The 15,520-nt window shown below is 56.5% G+C and carries 14 protein-coding genes and 1 pseudogene; 11 read left to right on the top strand and 4 right to left on the bottom strand.

From position 1 onward, the window contains the following. Positions 1 to 31 precede the first annotated feature (31 nt). Entirely contained in the window at positions 32 to 1,288 is a 1,257-nt protein-coding gene (gene lysA, locus QSK07_RS08150) for a diaminopimelate decarboxylase (protein WP_285721314.1), read from the top strand. 3 nt (positions 1,289 to 1,291) lie between these two features. Further along, positions 1,292 to 1,741: pseudogene (locus QSK07_RS08145) on the top strand (GNAT family N-acetyltransferase). A 40-nt stretch (positions 1,742 to 1,781) separates the two neighbouring features. On the opposite strand, the gene QSK07_RS08140 reads toward QSK07_RS08145, so the two are convergent. The 4 genes from QSK07_RS08140 to mutH all read right to left on the bottom strand — a co-directional run bounded on the left by QSK07_RS08140 (position 1,782) and on the right by mutH (position 4,787). Further along, entirely contained in the window at positions 1,782 to 2,822 is a 1,041-nt protein-coding gene (locus tag QSK07_RS08140; RefSeq protein WP_098052468.1) for an NADP(H)-dependent aldo-keto reductase, read from the bottom strand. A 139-nt stretch (positions 2,823 to 2,961) separates the two neighbouring features. Beyond that, a complete protein-coding gene (locus QSK07_RS08135; RefSeq protein WP_098052469.1) occupies positions 2,962 to 3,180 on the bottom strand; it encodes a YgdI/YgdR family lipoprotein in 219 nt (72 codons plus the stop codon). A 118-nt stretch (positions 3,181 to 3,298) separates the two neighbouring features. Next, on the bottom strand, positions 3,299 to 4,009 hold the full coding sequence (locus QSK07_RS08130; protein WP_003853954.1) for a TerC family protein: 711 nt from the start codon (positions 4,007 to 4,009) through the stop codon (positions 3,299 to 3,301). A gap of 100 nt (positions 4,010 to 4,109) precedes the next feature. Beyond that, positions 4,110 to 4,787 carry a DNA mismatch repair endonuclease MutH gene (mutH, locus tag QSK07_RS08125; protein WP_285721313.1) on the bottom strand — a complete coding sequence of 226 codons (678 nt, stop codon included), beginning with the start codon at positions 4,785 to 4,787 and terminating at the stop codon, positions 4,110 to 4,112. Positions 4,788 to 5,471: 684 nt separating this feature from the next. Between mutH and rppH the strand changes: the two genes are divergently transcribed. From rppH to recC, 9 genes are all read left to right on the top strand, one after another. Then, positions 5,472 to 5,999: an RNA pyrophosphohydrolase gene (gene rppH / locus QSK07_RS08120; RefSeq protein WP_009087042.1), complete on the top strand. Its 528-nt coding sequence runs from the start codon at positions 5,472 to 5,474 to the stop codon at positions 5,997 to 5,999. Positions 6,000 to 6,011: 12 nt separating this feature from the next. Beyond that, complete coding sequence (gene ptsP, locus QSK07_RS08115) at positions 6,012 to 8,258, top strand: phosphoenolpyruvate--protein phosphotransferase (RefSeq protein ID WP_098052471.1); 2,247 nt, start codon at positions 6,012 to 6,014, stop codon at positions 8,256 to 8,258. A 154-nt stretch (positions 8,259 to 8,412) separates the two neighbouring features. Further along, positions 8,413 to 9,294, top strand: coding sequence for a prolipoprotein diacylglyceryl transferase (lgt, locus tag QSK07_RS08110; protein ID WP_033733822.1), 882 nt, complete (start codon positions 8,413 to 8,415; stop codon positions 9,292 to 9,294). Beyond that, positions 9,291 to 10,085 carry a thymidylate synthase gene (gene thyA / locus QSK07_RS08105; protein ID WP_013358917.1) on the top strand — a complete coding sequence of 265 codons (795 nt, stop codon included), beginning with the start codon at positions 9,291 to 9,293 and terminating at the stop codon, positions 10,083 to 10,085. The genes lgt and thyA overlap by 4 nt, the downstream gene beginning before the upstream one ends. A 187-nt stretch (positions 10,086 to 10,272) precedes the next feature. Next, complete coding sequence (locus QSK07_RS08100; RefSeq protein WP_285721312.1) at positions 10,273 to 10,743, top strand: prepilin-type N-terminal cleavage/methylation domain-containing protein; 471 nt, start codon at positions 10,273 to 10,275, stop codon at positions 10,741 to 10,743. Beyond that, on the top strand, positions 10,740 to 11,267 hold the full coding sequence (locus QSK07_RS08095; RefSeq protein ID WP_098052473.1) for a prepilin peptidase-dependent protein: 528 nt from the start codon (positions 10,740 to 10,742) through the stop codon (positions 11,265 to 11,267). Before QSK07_RS08100 ends, QSK07_RS08095 begins: the two co-directional genes overlap by 4 nt. Continuing rightward, a complete protein-coding gene (locus QSK07_RS08090) occupies positions 11,264 to 11,668 on the top strand; it encodes a DUF2509 family protein (protein ID WP_098052474.1) in 405 nt (134 codons plus the stop codon). The genes QSK07_RS08095 and QSK07_RS08090 overlap by 4 nt, the downstream gene beginning before the upstream one ends. Positions 11,669 to 11,714: 46 nt before the next feature. Next, entirely contained in the window at positions 11,715 to 11,954 is a 240-nt protein-coding gene (locus QSK07_RS08085; protein WP_318269189.1) for a prepilin-type N-terminal cleavage/methylation domain-containing protein, read from the top strand. Between the two features lie 101 nt (positions 11,955 to 12,055). Then, entirely contained in the window at positions 12,056 to 15,433 is a 3,378-nt protein-coding gene (gene recC, locus QSK07_RS08080; RefSeq protein ID WP_285721311.1) for an exodeoxyribonuclease V subunit gamma, read from the top strand. The last annotated feature ends 87 nt before the right edge of the window (positions 15,434 to 15,520 follow it).

Below are 15,520 nucleotides of genomic sequence, written 5' to 3'. Positions count from 1 at the left end.
CTAATGCAATTATCGCCACAGGAGAATTGCTATGCCACGTTCATTACAGAGTACCGACACCGCCCTCAACGCCGCTAACCTGCTGCCGCTGGCACGCCGTTATGCAGGGCCATTCTGGGCTTATGATGCGCAGATTATTCAGGCGCGTATTGCCCAGCTGCAAGCGTTTGATGTGGTGCGTTTTGCGCAAAAAGCCTGCTCAAATATTCATATCCTGCGCCTGATGCGCGCAGCAGGTGTGAAAGTGGATTCGGTATCGCTGGGTGAGATCGAACGTGCGCTGGCTGCTGGCTACCAGCCTGGCAGTGACGAAATCGTCTTTACCGCGGATCTGTTCGATCAGCCGACACTGGCGCGGGTTACCGCGTTGAAGGTGCCGGTTAATGCCGGTTCGATTGATATGCTGCATCAGCTCGGCGCGGTGTCACCGGGACATGCGGTGTGGCTGCGGGTGAATCCTGGCTTCGGTCACGGCCATAGCCAGAAAACCAATACCGGCGGCGAAAACAGCAAGCACGGTATCTGGCATGGCGACTTAGCCGAGGCGCTGGCAGCAATTCAGCAGCACGGCCTGAAGCTGATGGGCATACACATGCATATCGGCTCAGGCGTCGACTATGCGCATCTGCAGCAGGTCTGTGATGCGATGGTCGGCCTGGTGATGGCATCGGGTCAGGATCTGACCGCGATCTCTGCGGGCGGTGGTCTTTCTATCCCTTATCGCTACGGCGAAGAGGCGATCGATACCGATCACTACTTTGGACTGTGGGACGCGGCGCGTCAGCGTATCGCTCAGCATCTGGGTCACGCGGTCAAACTGGAGATCGAACCGGGCCGTTTCCTGGTGGCCGAAGCGGGCGTGCTGGTGTCGCAGGTGCGGGCAGTAAAGTCGATGGGCAGCCGTCACTTCGTGCTGGTCGATGCCGGTTTCAGTGACCTGATGCGCCCCTCCATGTATGGCAGCTATCACCATATCTCGCTGATGGCAGGTGATGAACGGGCGATTGATGAGCAGCAGAACATCGACACGGTGGTCGCCGGTCCGCTATGTGAATCGGGCGATGTCTTTACCCAGCTGGAGGGCGGCATGGTTGAACCGCGCGCAATGCCGGCAGCAAAAGTGGGCGATTATCTGGTGTTCCACGACACCGGCGCTTACGGTGCCTCCATGTCCTCAAACTACAACAGCCGTCCGCTGATCCCGGAAGTGCTGTTTGAGCAGGGCCAGTCGCGCGAAATCCGTCGCGCGCAGACGATTGAGTCATTGCTGGCGCTGGAAATCGATTAACTCATGAAAATCGTCCCGCTAAGCGATGTGCCGCAGTTTGCCGATCAGATCACCGACTGGCAGTGGCGCGCTTTTGGCGAAGCCCGCAGCCGGGCGTTCTTCGCCAGTGTGGTTAACAGCAGCCTGACCGGCGCTGATTTTCCGGTGACGTTTGTCGCCGCAGAGGCGGGCAGGGCAATCGGCACGGTGGGATTCTGGCGCTGCGATCTGATCAGCCGTCAGGATCTCTATCCGTGGCTGGCGGCGCTCTATGTGGAGGAGTCGGCGCGCGGCAAAGGTGTCAGTGAGGCACTGCAGCAGCATGTTATTGCTTATGCACAGGCTCGCGGCTATCCACGGTTGTGGTTATGGTCAACGTTTGGGGGATATTAAGAGCGTTCTGGCTGGCTGCCGCAGGGAGAGGCGCTGGCGTATCCCGATAAGCCGGTGAAACGCTATTATCGTGACCTGTGAGAGAAGCCAGCCGCCCCAGCGGCAGCTGGCAACAGAGTATTTATGGCGCAGGATAGGTATAACGGCGGTGGATCGCCTCAATACCTTCCAGAATCTCTGCATTTAAGGTCAGATTGAAGCTGTCGATATTAATCTGCAACTGCTCAAGCGTCGTGGCGCCCAGCAGCGTGCTGGCCACAAACGGCTGCTGACGCACATAGGCGAGCGCCATCTGCGACGGGTCGATCTGATGCCGTTGCGCTAACGCCACATATTCGGCAATCGCTTTCTGTGACTGCTCGCCGCTATAGCGGGTAAAGCGGCTGAACAGCGTGTTACGTGCGCCCGCGGGCTGCGCACCGTTCAGATATTTGCCGCTCAGCGTACCAAACGCAAGGCTGGAATACGCCAGCAGCTCGACGCCTTCATGCTGGCTGATCTCGGCCAGACCCACTTCAAAGCTGCGGTTCAGCAGGCTGTAGGGATTCTGAATGCTGATGATGCGCGGCAGTTCATGCTTCTCCGCCAGCTGCAGGTAGCGCATCACGCCCCACGCCGTTTCGTTCGACACGCCGATATAACGGATTTTGCCGGCGCGCACCTGCTCGGTCAGCGCTTCCAGCGTCTCCAGCAGCGTCACCTGCGCCGTGGTCTCGCTGTACTGATAGCCAAGCTTGCCAAAATAGTTGGTCTGGCGCTGCGGCCAGTGCAGCTGGTAAAGATCAAGGTAGTCGGTGTTCAGGCGTTTCAGGCTGGCATCGAGTGCCGCGCGGATGTTTTTACGGTCCAGTGCCATATCCGGGCGAATCGACGCATCATTGCCGCGTGACGGACCCGCCACTTTACTGGCCAGAATGATTTTGTCGCGGCTGCCGCGCTGTTTAAGCCAGCTGCCAATGTATTGTTCGGTCAGACCCTGGGTTTCCGGGCGCGGTGGCACCGGATACATCTCGGCGGTATCAATAAAGTTGATGCCGGAACGGATAGCTAAATCCAGCTGAGCATGAGCGTCGGCTTCGCTGTTCTGTTCGCCAAACGTCATAGTGCCCAACCCCAGCTGACTCACTTCCAGCGTGCTGTGGGGAATACGATGATAGTGCATTGCCAGCTTCCTTTTTTTATGGAATGGAATGTTATGTCCTCAGGGACTATAGCGCGAGCAACGGCGGGGAAGGAAGGGGGAAAAGTCGGGGAAATCACCTGCCAGCACGGAATCGGTGGCAGGTAATTAAATCGGGCACTTAACGTTCAATGATCGTTGAGACCTCATCGCTGTTAATCTGCACCTCGTGACCCGTCTGGTCGGTGTACTGCACCAGGCCGGTCTCTTTATCAATGCCCGGCTTACCCTCGGTCATGATCATCCGGCCATCTTTGGTCGCCATGACATAATCAGAACTGCATCCACTCAGGAACGCTGCGGTTACCATCACCAGTGCTACGCCTGCCCACCCTTTCATCACGCCTCTTCCTCACAAATCGTTAAGTGCAAAAAGTGTAGTAATAAATGGTTTTGCTGGCAGGGTTAATCGTAGGATTCTGAAAATAACCGGGCGAGCAGGCTCGCCCTTGACTTTCTCAGGCGTGCTTTTTCTTACTGCGCATCAGGTTAAGGCACTCAACCGCCATGGAGAAGAACATAGCGAAATAAATGTAACCTTTTGGTACGTGGACCGCGAAACTCTCCAGAATCAGGGTAAAACCGACCAGAATCAGGAAGGAGAGTGCCAGCATTTTTACCGACGGATGGCGCTCGACAAACTCACCAATGGCGCGTGCGGCAAACATCATCATCAGCACCGCAATCACCACTGCCGCCATCATAATAAACAGATGATCGGAGAGGCCGATGGCGGTAATCACCGAGTCGAGGCTGAAAATAATGTCGAGCATCATGATCTGCACAATCGCGCCAAGGAACGAATGAACGCGGGTGTTGTGTTCGCCTTCGCTGCCTTCAATCGTTTCATGGATCTCCATGCTCGATTTCCATAGCAGGAAAAGTCCGCCAAACAGCAGAATCAGATCGCGCGCCGAGAAGGCATGATCCATCAGCGTAAACAGCGGATTAGTCAGACGGGCAACCCACGCGATGGAAGCCAGCAGGCCAAGACGCATTAACATCGCGCCCATCAGACCAATGCGGCGTGCACTGGCTTGCTGGTGTTTTGGCAGTTTAGCGACCACCAGCGACAGGAAAATGATGTTATCAATCCCCAGCACCACCTCAAGGATGGTCAGGGTGCCCAGCGCCAGCCAGGCGTTGGGATCGGAAATCCACTCAAACATACCGGCATTCAATCCTAAACGAAAAGTAAACGGCGATTATACGCATTGAATTCGCTAATCTCCCACAAAATTGCGACGATGGTCGCGCAGGATAAGCGATTTACAGGAGAAAATGGCGCGCCAGCAGGGGACCGGTGAAGCTCTTTTTCAGGTAGAAGCCGCGCGGCAGGGTCATGATAGGCTGGCCCTGATCGCCGATTCCCTCGGTCAGTGCCTTACTGTTGGCGGCTTTGGGCCGGATTTGCAGCCAGGCACCATGCCGTGCGGTAATCTGCTCAACACGCCCCAGCACGATCATATCCATCAGTTCTTCCCAGTCCTGTCGCAGCATCTCATCTTCTTCCGCATTCGGGCTCCATAACAGCGGCGCGCCGACACGGCGCTCCCGCAGCGGAATCTCACGCCCGCCTTCAACCGGGATCCACAACACCCGCGCCAGCTTGTGACGCACATGGCTGGTGAGCCAGGTCACGCCGCTGTTACCGGTCAGCGGTGCGACGCAGACAAAGGTGGTTTCCAGCGGTTTACCCTGTGCATCTATCGGGATGGTTTTCAGTTCGATACCCAGATGGGCAAAGTCCTGTTCCGCTTTACTGCCCGCGCTCGCCCCAAGGTGCCATTCCAGCAGCATGCCAACCCAGCCTTTATCGCGTTTAAGATCCGCAGGTATGGGCAGACCGGCACGCGCAGCCAGCGTTTTCATAGGTAATCCGGCTAAATTCTGCGCGCGTGCCAGCAGGCTGGCTTCATCTTCAGGTAGTCCTGGTGGATAACACATGTTGATCACTCGCAATGATTAAAATTTGTACAGCTGCGGGTAGCTAAGTTGTCCCGCTTAAATAAATCGTGTCAGGGATCGATAATAACATGATAGATCATGCTTTTTTGAGGGGATTGCCCTTGAGTTATCCGCAGTGGATCAGGGTTATCCCAGCTTACCCGCAACAATGAACAGGATCTCCATCCCGGTTATCCACAGAAAAGTGGGATAACCCCCTTATGTTTGCGGTACTGGTTCCATTTACAGCCTTGACTTTTTGCTATCTGACCAAATTTTCACCACCATGACCTAACCCTGAGCAAATATCTGTGGATAAAAAGCGATGTGCTTATAATTTAGCCAATTGTCAGTGGGCGTAAAAATATTCGCTGTTTATAAAAAGCCGATGACGCGAGATTCTGCATTAATTTCATTTTTAATCAATGAGATAAAAAATTAACTCTTTTCGGCATTCCCAGGTGTGATGGCAGGGTTATTCAGCTAACTCCCGCGTTCTGCACAAAGCTATCCACAGAAAAGGTGAATAAGATCGATCTTTTTTGCGGGATTTGTTTATAACTTTGCCCTTTTCTGTGAGTTATCCCGCTATTGATGGCTCAACCCCCCATGAATCCAGTGGTTTACCGCCTGTAAGGAGTGTGAAACAATCAGGCCATTCAAATTTTGCTTTGAGGTAGTCCGGTGATCGATGATGATGGCTACCGCCCGAATGTTGGTATCGTAATCTGTAACCGGCAGGGACAAGTGTTATGGGCCAGGCGCTTTGGACAGCACTCCTGGCAATTTCCTCAGGGAGGCATCAATCCCGGTGAAACCGCAGAACAGGCGATGTATCGCGAACTGTTCGAAGAGGTCGGATTACACCGGAAAGATGTTCGAATACTTGCCTCTACCCGTAACTGGTTGCGTTACAAGTTGCCAAAACGTTTGGTGCGTTGGGACACAAAGCCGGTATGTATCGGCCAGAAACAAAAGTGGTTTCTTCTGCAGTTAATGTGTAATGACGCGGATATCAATGTACAGCACAGCAGCACGCCGGAATTTGACGGCTGGCGCTGGGTCAGTTTCTGGTATCCGGTGCGTCAGGTTGTCTCCTTTAAGCGCGATGTCTATCGTCGGGTGATGAAGGAATTCGCTGGCGTGGTGATGTCTATGCAGGAGAGTGCGGGGCAGCGAAATAATCCTGCCCATCGACGTAAGAGAGGATAGGCCACGCCCTTTATGCTCACTCAGTTGCGCGAAATTGTAGAAAAAGTGGCGAGTGCGCCGCGTCTCAATGAAGCACTCGACATCCTGGTTAATGAGATCTGTCTGGCGATGGATACGGAAGTCTGTTCCGTTTACCTCGCCGACCACGATCGTCGCTGCTATTACCTGATGGCGACGCGCGGCCTCAAAAAACCGCGTGGCCGCACCGTGACGCTGGCGTTTGACGAAGGTATCGTCGGTTTAGTGGGCCGTCTGGCCGAACCGATTAACCTTGCTGACGCTCAGAGCCACCCCAGCTTTAAATATATCCCCGCAGTCAAAGAGGAGCGTTATCGCTCCTTCCTCGGCGTGCCCATTATCAGCCGTCGCCAGCTTCTTGGCGTGCTGGTGGTGCAGCAGCGCGAACACCGTCAGTTTGATGAAAGCGAAGAATCATTCCTGGTGACGCTCGCCACCCAGATGGCGGCGCTGCTGTCGCAGTCTCAGATGGGTCAGCTGTTTGGTCAGTTCCGGCAGACGCGGGTGCGCGCCATTGCGGCAGCGCCTGGCGTAGCGGTGGCACCCGGCTGGGTCGATGAGACGCAGCCTCTGCTCGATCAGGTTTCGGCCGCCTCGACGCTGGATGTACAGCGTGAACGTGAGCGTCTGTCGCTCGCCATGAGCGAAGCGGCCAGTGAATTCCGCCGCTTCAGCAAACGTTTCAGCGCCAGCGCACAGAAAGAGAGCGCGGCCATTTTCGATCTCTACTCTCACCTGTTAACCGATGCCCGGCTGAAGAAAGATCTGTTCGACGAGATCGAGCGCGGATCGGTCGCGGAGTGGGCCGTGAAACAGGTGATCGAGAAGTTTGCTGAACAGTTCGCCAGCCTGACTGACAACTACCTGCGTGAACGCGCAGGCGATCTGCGGGTGCTGGGTCAGCGTCTGCTGTTTCACCTCGATGATACTCTGGTCGGCACCAATGCCTGGCCGGAACGCTTTGTGCTGGTCGCCGATGAGCTGACCGCCACTACCTTAGCGGAGCTGCCACAGGAGCGGCTGGCGGGTGTGGTAGTGCGTGACGGCGCCGCTAACTCCCATGCGGCGATCCTGACCCGCGCCATGGGCATCCCGACGGTGATGGGCGCTGACATCCAGCCTCATCAGCTCAACAAACGCCTGCTGATCGTTGATGGCTATCGCGGTGAGCTGCTGATCGATCCCGAGCCGGTGCTGGTGCAGGAGTATCAGCGGCTGATCAGCGAAGAGAACGCGCTGAGCAAAATGGCGGAAGGCGTGGTCGATCAGCCGGGTGAGCTGAAAAGTGGCGAACGCGTGCAGGTGATGCTGAATGCCGGATTAAGCCCGGAACATGAACAGGCGCTGGGCAGCTGGGTGGATGGTATCGGCCTCTACCGCACCGAAATCCCGTTTATGCTGCAGAACGGCTTCCCGTCGGAAGAGGAGCAGGTGGCGCAGTATCAGGGTATGTTGCAGCTGTTCCACAACAAGCCGGTAACGCTGCGAACGCTGGATGTGGGGGCAGACAAACAGCTGCCCTACATGCCGATCAGTGAAGAGAACCCTTGCCTGGGCTGGCGTGGCATCCGCCTGACGCTCGACCAGCCGGAAATTTTTCTGGTGCAGGTACGCGCGATGCTGCGTGCCAATGCCGCCTCCGGCAACCTCAGTATCCTGCTGCCGATGATCAGTCATATCGACGAAATCGACGATGCAAAACAGCTGATCGAGCGCGCCGGACGCGAAGTAGAAGAGATGCTGGGCTATGCGATTCCCGCGCCGCGTATTGGCATCATGATCGAAGTGCCGTCGATGCTGTTTATGATCCCGCATCTGGCGTCCCGGGTCGATTTTGTCTCGGTCGGCACCAACGACCTGACGCAGTATTTGCTGGCGGTGGATCGCAACAATACCCGCGTCGCGAACCTGTACGACTCGTTGCATCCGGCGATGCTGCGCGCACTGAATGCGATCGCGCAGGAAGCCCGCCTGGCCAATCTGGAATTGTGCCTTTGTGGTGAAATGGCAGGCGATCCGATGTGTGTCGCGCTGCTGGTCGGCCTGGGTTATTACCATCTCAGCATGAACGGTAAAAACGTACCGCGCGTAAAATACCTGTTGCGTCATCTGGATCGTGAAGAGGTACAGAAGCTCAGCGAGCAGGGAATGAGTGCCGACACTGCCACCGAAGTTCGCCATCTGGTCTCGGCCTTTATGGAGCGGCGCGGATTAGGTGGGCTTATCCGTGGTGGTCGTTAGTCGTTAGTCGTTAGTCGTTAGACGTTAAGCTCGGCGGGTTATCCGCGTTTACATTTGCAAGACATTTCACAAAACCGGCTGTGCTATGATGCGCAGCCTTAATTTATGTGCCTGACAACGCCCCTTTTCAGGGTTGAAAAATAGACGGTGAATGATGAATAACGGCTATATTGCATTTCCGCAGTTCGATCCGGTGATCTTCTCGATCGGACCGGTTTCGCTTCACTGGTACGGTCTGATGTATCTGGTGGGCTTTGTTTTCGCCATGTGGCTGGCAGTACGCCGCGCCAATCAGCCTGGCAGCGGCTGGAAAAAAGAGGAAGTTGAGAACCTGCTTTACGCCGGTTTCCTGGGCGTCTTCCTGGGCGGCCGCATCGGCTATGTCCTGTTCTACAACTTACCGCTGTTCCTGGAAAATCCCCTCTATCTGTTTAAAGTCTGGGATGGCGGCATGTCGTTCCACGGTGGCCTGATCGGGGTGATTGTGGTGATGCTGATCTTTGCCCGCCGCACTAAACGTAATTTCTTCCAGGTTTCGGATTTCATTGCGCCGCTGATCCCGTTTGGTCTGGGGGCCGGTCGTCTCGGCAACTTCATTAACGGCGAGCTGTGGGGACGAGTTGATCCGGGCTTCCGCTATGCAATGCTGTTTCCCGGCTCCCGCAGCGAAGATGTCGCGCTGGCCGCCACCAATCCGCAATATCAGGAACTGCTTAATACCTACGGCGTACTGCCACGTCATGCTTCGCAGCTCTATGAACTGGCGCTGGAAGGTGTGGTGCTGTTTATCATTCTGAACCTGTTTATTCGCAAGCCGCGCCCGATGGGCAGCGTCTCTGGCCTGTTCCTGATTGGCTACGGCGCCTTCCGTATAATCGTTGAGTTCTTCCGCCAGCCGGATGCTCAGCTTGGCCTGTTTGAAGGCGGAATCAGTATGGGACAGATCCTCTCTGTGCCGATGATTGTTGCCGGTATTATTATGATGATCTGGGCGTATCGTCGTCGCCCGCAGCCACAATTTCGCGAGGAAAAATGAAACAGTATCTGGATTTAATGCAACATGTGCTGCACGAAGGCACACCAAAAGCTGACCGTACCGGCACGGGTACGCTTTCAATTTTTGGTCACCAGATGCGTTTCAATCTGCAGGATGGTTTTCCGCTGGTCACCACCAAGAAATGCCATATCCGCTCCATTATTCATGAGCTGTTGTGGTTCCTGAAAGGTGATACCAATATCGGTTATCTTAAGGAAAACAACGTCTCTATCTGGGACGAGTGGGCAGATGAGAATGGCGATCTTGGCCCGGTGTATGGCAAACAGTGGCGCAGCTGGGGAACGGCCAGCGGTCAGGAAATTGACCAGTTAAGCCAGGTGATGGAGCAGCTGAAGCGCGATCCTGACTCACGGCGGATTATCGTTTCTGCCTGGAACGTTGGTGAGCTCAGCGAGATGGCACTGGCACCGTGCCATGCGTTCTTCCAGTTCTATGTGGCGGATGGCAAGCTCTCCTGCCAGCTCTATCAGCGCTCGTGCGACATCTTCCTGGGTCTGCCGTTTAACATCGCCAGCTATGCGCTGCTGGTGCATATGGTGGCGCAGCAGTGCGATCTGCAGGTAGGCGACTTCGTCTGGACGGGTGGTGACACGCACCTCTACAGTAACCATCTGGAGCAGGCGCGCCTGCAGCTGACCCGTGAGCCGCGTCCGTTGCCAAAGCTGGTGATCAAACGCAAACCAGCGTCACTGTTTGACTATCAGTTCGACGATTTCGAGATTGAAGGCTACGATCCGCATCCCGCGATCAAAGCGCCTGTCGCCATCTGATTCGCTATAAACGATAACGCCCTGGCAACTTCGCCGGGGCTTTTTTTTGCCTGCATACCGGTAAATCTGCGGCACCGCTCGCACGCTTCTGCCACTGCCTGACATTAGAGACGATTCTCTGCGACATGCTTTCCAGCCTGTCACAACACCTGTTGTTTCGCCTGTTCATCACCCGTACTCTGACGCCATGAAAACAGCACACTTACGCGGTTTTACCCTGCCGGAGCTGCTGCTGGTTATGGTGATTGCCGGCATTCTGAGCCTTGCCGCGCTACACGGCTGGCAGCGCTGGCAACAGCGGCAGCAACTCCGCGACAGCGCTCAGCAATTGCAGGGATTCCTGCTACGACTGCGTGCCCAGGCCAACCGACAAAATAGCGATCTGGTGTTATGGTCACAGCCGGGCAATCCCTGGTGCATCGGTGCCGGCAGCCGCCCCGTTGCGGGGTGTGTTCACGGGAAACGGCTGCATTTCATCGCGCCGCACGCGGGCGTGGCGCTCTATGACATTCGGGGCGAGCCGGGTTTCTATGGCCGCCGCAATGTCGCTAAGGCGGGCAGTATAGAGCTGGGGAACAGCGCCGGACGCATACGGCTTATTATCTCAGCCAGAGCCCGAATTCGCCTCTGCATGATGGATGAGGATACGTGCCGTTGAAAATCGCCGGATTCAGCCTGCTGGAGATGCTAATCGCCATGGCAATCAGCGCGGTCATCATGTTAAGTACCGGACGTTTTCTGCCGCTGCTGCTGGCGGAGAATGCCGGCGTACTGCAACAGGCGCAACTGCGTCAGGAGTTACAGCAGATGATGGCCACGCTGGAAAAGGCGGTGCGGCGTGCCGGTTATTGTCACGGTGAGTGCGGCAGTGGTGCACTGAAAATCAGCGAGAATTGCCTGCTGCTGCGCTGGGATGAGAACAGCAACGGTAAATGGGAACCGGTGGGCCATACGGAGAGTGACTATTACGGCTTTCGCCTGCGCCAGCAGCAGCTTGAGATGCAGCGCGGTGTTGACCAGTGTCAGTCAGCGGGCTGGGAACAGCTCTCCGATCCCGCATTCATGACAGTGGAGCAGTTCGGCATCAGCCATCAGGGTACACAGGTCAGGATCGTGCTGCAGGGACGGGCCGGACGCTGGCTTGAAACGGTGGAGAGCTGGCTAGAGGGCGTGAACCTGTGAAGCAGCGAGGCAGTAGTGCGCTGGGCATGGTGCTGATGATTATGGTGATTGCCAGCTTTACGCTACATGCCAGCCGAAAGATGTCTGAGCAGGGAATGCGATTGCTGGCGGATGAGCAGCAGTTTATTCAGGATTTCTGGCGAGCGCAGTCGGCGCTGCAATGGGGTCTTTCCCTGAGCTGGCCAGCGACGGAGTCTGCCCTGTGCCAGCAGGATGATCGCCAGGGCTGGCGCAGCTGTTTACAGCGAGGTGAGAAGGATGAAGGTCTGCTTAAAGGTGAGGCCAGCGGCAGTGGCATGGCAGTCTGGCATTGGGTGCATTTACGGGGCAATCAGATTAGTGCGCTGCCGCACGGCTGGATTGATTACTGTCCGCTCACGTCCCCGGCAACCTGCCAGTAAATGTGGCGGATTCAGTCTGCCGGAAGTGTTGTTTGCTCTGCTGTTAATGGCATTAAGCAGCAGCACGCTGTTGCACTATCATCGCGCACTGGCGCTGGGATTCAGTCAGCAGTGGTATCAGCGTGAGGCATGGCGGGTTGCTGAGCAGCGCCTGGCAGGGCATGAAGTTGCGGGCTGGACATCTGCGCTGCAACAGCAGAGCGGCCCTTCAGGCTGCACTCTGGAACGGGCGGATGTGACGGGGCCTTATCAGCGCAGCGCTACTCTGACGCGGCTGCAATGTTAAAGGTCGCGGGTCGCCCTTTTGATGGGTTTCAACCGCGATACGCGGTAAAGTGACAGAGCCGCAATACCGCAGTCACGTTCTGAGTTATCACAGGAGTTTTCATGTTTCACGTTTATCACTCAAATCAGCTTGATGTGCTGAAGATTCTGGCGGCGGCGGTGATTAAACATGATCCTCTTGATGATCCTTTCGCCTCAGAAATGGTGCTGGTGCAGAGCCCGGGAATGGCGCAATGGCTGCAGATGGAGCTGGCGCAAACCTTTGGCATCGCGGCCAATATCGAATTCCCGCTGCCTGCCAGTTTTATCTGGGAGATGTTTGTTCGAGTACTGCCCGATATCCCGGTAGAAAGTGCCTTCAGTAAAGCCAGTATGGGCTGGAAGCTGATGCACCGGCTGCCAGTGATGCTCGAACAGGAAGAGTTTGTCTCTTTACGCCACTACCTCCATGACGACGGCGACAAGCGAAAACTGTATCAGCTCAGTTCACGCGTGGCCGATCTGTTCGACCAGTATCTGGTTTATCGTGCGGACTGGCTCAATAGCTGGGAGCGTGGCGAAAGCATTGACGGATTGGGCGAAGCGCAGCGCTGGCAGGCCGCACTGTGGCGCGATCTGGTCAGTTATACACAGGCGCTGCACCAGCCCGAATGGCACCGTGCCAACCTCTATTCGCGATTTATCCAGACGCTGGAGCAGGCGAAAACCACGCCGGAAAATCTGCCAAAACGGGTCTTCATCTGTGGTATTTCTGCGCTGCCGCCAGTCTATCTGCAGGCGTTGCAGGCGCTGGGACGTCATATCGACATCCATCTGCTGTTCACCAATCCCTGCCGCGACTACTGGGGCGACATTCAGGACTATGCGTTTCTGGCGAAACTGCAGAGCCGTCAGCGCCGACGTCATGGTGCCGATGAATCACGCGGACTTTTCAGGGATGCAGAGCAGGCACCGGCGCTGTTTAACGACGCTGGTGAACAGCAACTGACTAACCCGCTGCTTGCCTCATGGGGCAAGCTGGGGCGTGATAACCTGTTTCTGCTCAGTCAGATGGAGTCAAACGACGATATTGATGCGTTTGTGGATGTGGAGCCGGATAACCTGCTGCACTGCATGCAGCACGATCTTCTCAACCTGCAGGATAACGCCGTCATCGGGCTGAACGCGGCGGAACTGGCGCACAGCGATCAGAAGCGCTGTCTGGATCCGGAGGACCGCTCCATTGCGGTTCAGGTCTGCCACAGCGCCCAGCGTGAAGTCGAAGTATTGCAGGATCATTTGCTGGCGATGATGGAGGCCGATCCGACGCTGAAAGCGCGTGACATTATCGTCATGGTGGCCGATATCGACGCTTACGCGCCGTTTATTCAGGCGGTGTTCGCCAGCGCACCCGCCGATCGCTACCTGCCGTTTGCGATTTCAGACCGGCGGGCCAGTCAGGCGCATCCGGCCATTGTGGCATTTCTGAATCTGCTGGCACTGCCGGACAGCCGTTTTGTCTCAGAGGATGTCCTGGCGCTGCTGGATGTTCCGGCGCTGGCTGCTCACTTCTCTATTGATGAAAGCGGCCTGCGCTTACTCCGGCGCTGGGTCAGCGAATCGGGTGTGCGCTGGGGGCTGGATGATGCCAGCGTAGAAGCGCTGGCATTACCCATTACCGGCCAGCACACCTGGCGCTTTGGCCTGCAGCGCATGCTGCTGGGCTATGCAATGGAGAGCCACAACGGTGACTGGGAAGGAATTCTGCCTTATGACGAGTCGAGTGGTCTTGTGGGGGAACTGGCGGGACATCTGGCTGAGCTGCTCTCCCGGCTTAATTACTGGCGACAGCTGCTGACCGAACCCCGTCCGCTGGTCGCCTGGCTGCCCCTGTGCCGGGAATTGCTAAACGCCTTTTTCAGCCCCGATGCAGAAACCGAGGCTGCCCTGCTGCTGGTGGAAGAGCAGTGGCAGCAATTGATCGAATATGGGATGGATGCGCGCTTTGAAGAAGCGATTCCGGTGGCGCTGCTGCGCGATGATCTGCGTAGCCGGCTTGATCAGCAGCGCATCAGCCAGCGTTTTCTGGCCGGACAGATTAACTTCTGCACCCTGATGCCGATGCGCTCCATTCCTTTTCAGCTGGTCTGTCTGCTTGGCATGAACGACGGCGTCTATCCCCGGACCCTGGCACCGTTGGGCTTTGACCTGATGCAGCAGCAGCCCCGCAAAGGCGACCGCAGCCGCCGCGATGATGATCGCTATCTCTTCCTGGAGGCGATGATTTCGGCACAGCAGCAGCTCTACATCAGTTATATCGGCCGGGCGATTCAGGATAATACGGAACGCTACCCGTCGGTGCTGGTCACAGAACTGCTGGATTATATTGGACAGAGTTTTTTTCTGAGGGGTGACGGTCATCTTGAGCTGGATGAGAGTGCCGAACGGGTGCGCATGCACCTGCAACACCTGCACAGCCGGATGCCCTTTGCTGCAGAAAACTTCCAGCCGGCTGCCAGACTGCAGAGCTTTGCCCGTGAGTGGCTGCCTGCCGCGCAGGGAGCAGGGCAGCCACAACCCGATTTTGTTCAGCCGCTGGAAGCGCCGTTAATTGATGCGCTGACGCTGGAAGCGTTTCTGCGTTTCTGGCGGCATCCGGTCCGCGCCTGGTTCCACCAGCGGCTCGGCGTGAGTTTCTGGCTGGAGGAGAACGAACTGCCCGACAGCGAGCCGTTTGCGCTCGACAACCTGGAGCGTTACCAGATCAATGCGCAGCTGCTGAATACCCTGGTCGAAGGCGAGGACACCCAGCGGCTTTATGCGCACCATCGCGCGGCCGGTAATCTGCCTTACGGCGCGTTCGGTGAGCTGTTCTGGCAGACGCAGCGTGATGAGATGCAGGAGGTCGCCGCAGAAGTGGTCACTCAGCGCAGTGATGGCGAAAGCTGGGAAGTAAACCTGCAGCTGGAGCAGGTCAGCTTAACCGGCTGGCTGACGCAGGTGCAGAGTGACGGATTACTGCGCTGGCGACCTGGCGTGCTTAACATGAACGATGGACTGTTACTCTGGCTGGAGCATCTGGTCTACTGCGCGCTGGGCGGCACCGGCAGCAGCCGGATGTTTGGCCGGCAGCAGAGCCGCTGGTGTTTCCTCGCCGTACCGCAGGCTGAGGCGATCGCTGCGCTGAATGAATATGTCGCAGGCTATCTCGCCGGTATGCGCCAGCCGCTGATGCTGCTTAACAAGAGTGGTGGCGCGTGGCTGACCGCCAGCTATGACAAAACAAGCCAGCAGTTGCTGACCGATGAAGCGACGCAGCTCAAAGCGCGTAATCGACTGCTGACCGCCTGGCAGGGTAACTATCAGGTTGAGGGCGAGGGCGGCGATCCCTATCTGCAGCGTCTTTGCCGTGTGCTGGATGAGCCACAACTGCAGCAGATAACTGAGGCGGCACAGCGCTGGTATTTACCGGTGCTGGCTGCACATCAGGATGATGAATAGCAGGTCAGAAGGCATTTTTGCTAGCTGGCTTATTACACAGAAATTTTGCTCTGCTTTGAGCCGCCGTGTCAGAGATTGGCGGTTTAT

Source organism: Pantoea sp. QMID4, assembly GCF_030270445.1.
Classification (GTDB): Bacteria; Pseudomonadota; Gammaproteobacteria; order Enterobacterales; family Enterobacteriaceae; genus Pantoea; species Pantoea vagans.
This window is presented reverse-complemented; position numbering and strand designations above follow the sequence as displayed.

Bases quoted from the DNA above. Each gene is read 5' to 3' on its own strand.
- lysA (WP_285721314.1), top strand. From the start codon at position 32: ATGCCACGTTCATTACAGAGTACCGACACCGCCCTCAACGCCGCTAAC.
- QSK07_RS08140 (WP_098052468.1), bottom strand. From the start codon at position 2,822: ATGCACTATCATCGTATTCCCCACAGCACGCTGGAAGTGAGTCAGCTG.
- QSK07_RS08135 (WP_098052469.1), bottom strand. From the start codon at position 3,180: ATGAAAGGGTGGGCAGGCGTAGCACTGGTGATGGTAACCGCAGCGTTC.
- QSK07_RS08130 (WP_003853954.1), bottom strand. From the start codon at position 4,009: ATGTTTGAGTGGATTTCCGATCCCAACGCCTGGCTGGCGCTGGGCACC.
- mutH (WP_285721313.1), bottom strand. From the start codon at position 4,787: ATGTGTTATCCACCAGGACTACCTGAAGATGAAGCCAGCCTGCTGGCA.
- ptsP (WP_098052471.1), top strand. From the start codon at position 6,012: ATGCTCACTCAGTTGCGCGAAATTGTAGAAAAAGTGGCGAGTGCGCCG.
- lgt (WP_033733822.1), top strand. From the start codon at position 8,413: ATGAATAACGGCTATATTGCATTTCCGCAGTTCGATCCGGTGATCTTC.
- thyA (WP_013358917.1), top strand. From the start codon at position 9,291: ATGAAACAGTATCTGGATTTAATGCAACATGTGCTGCACGAAGGCACA.
- QSK07_RS08100 (WP_285721312.1), top strand. From the start codon at position 10,273: ATGAAAACAGCACACTTACGCGGTTTTACCCTGCCGGAGCTGCTGCTG.
- QSK07_RS08085 (WP_318269189.1), top strand. From the start codon at position 11,715: ATGGCATTAAGCAGCAGCACGCTGTTGCACTATCATCGCGCACTGGCG.
- recC (WP_285721311.1), top strand. From the start codon at position 12,056: ATGTTTCACGTTTATCACTCAAATCAGCTTGATGTGCTGAAGATTCTG.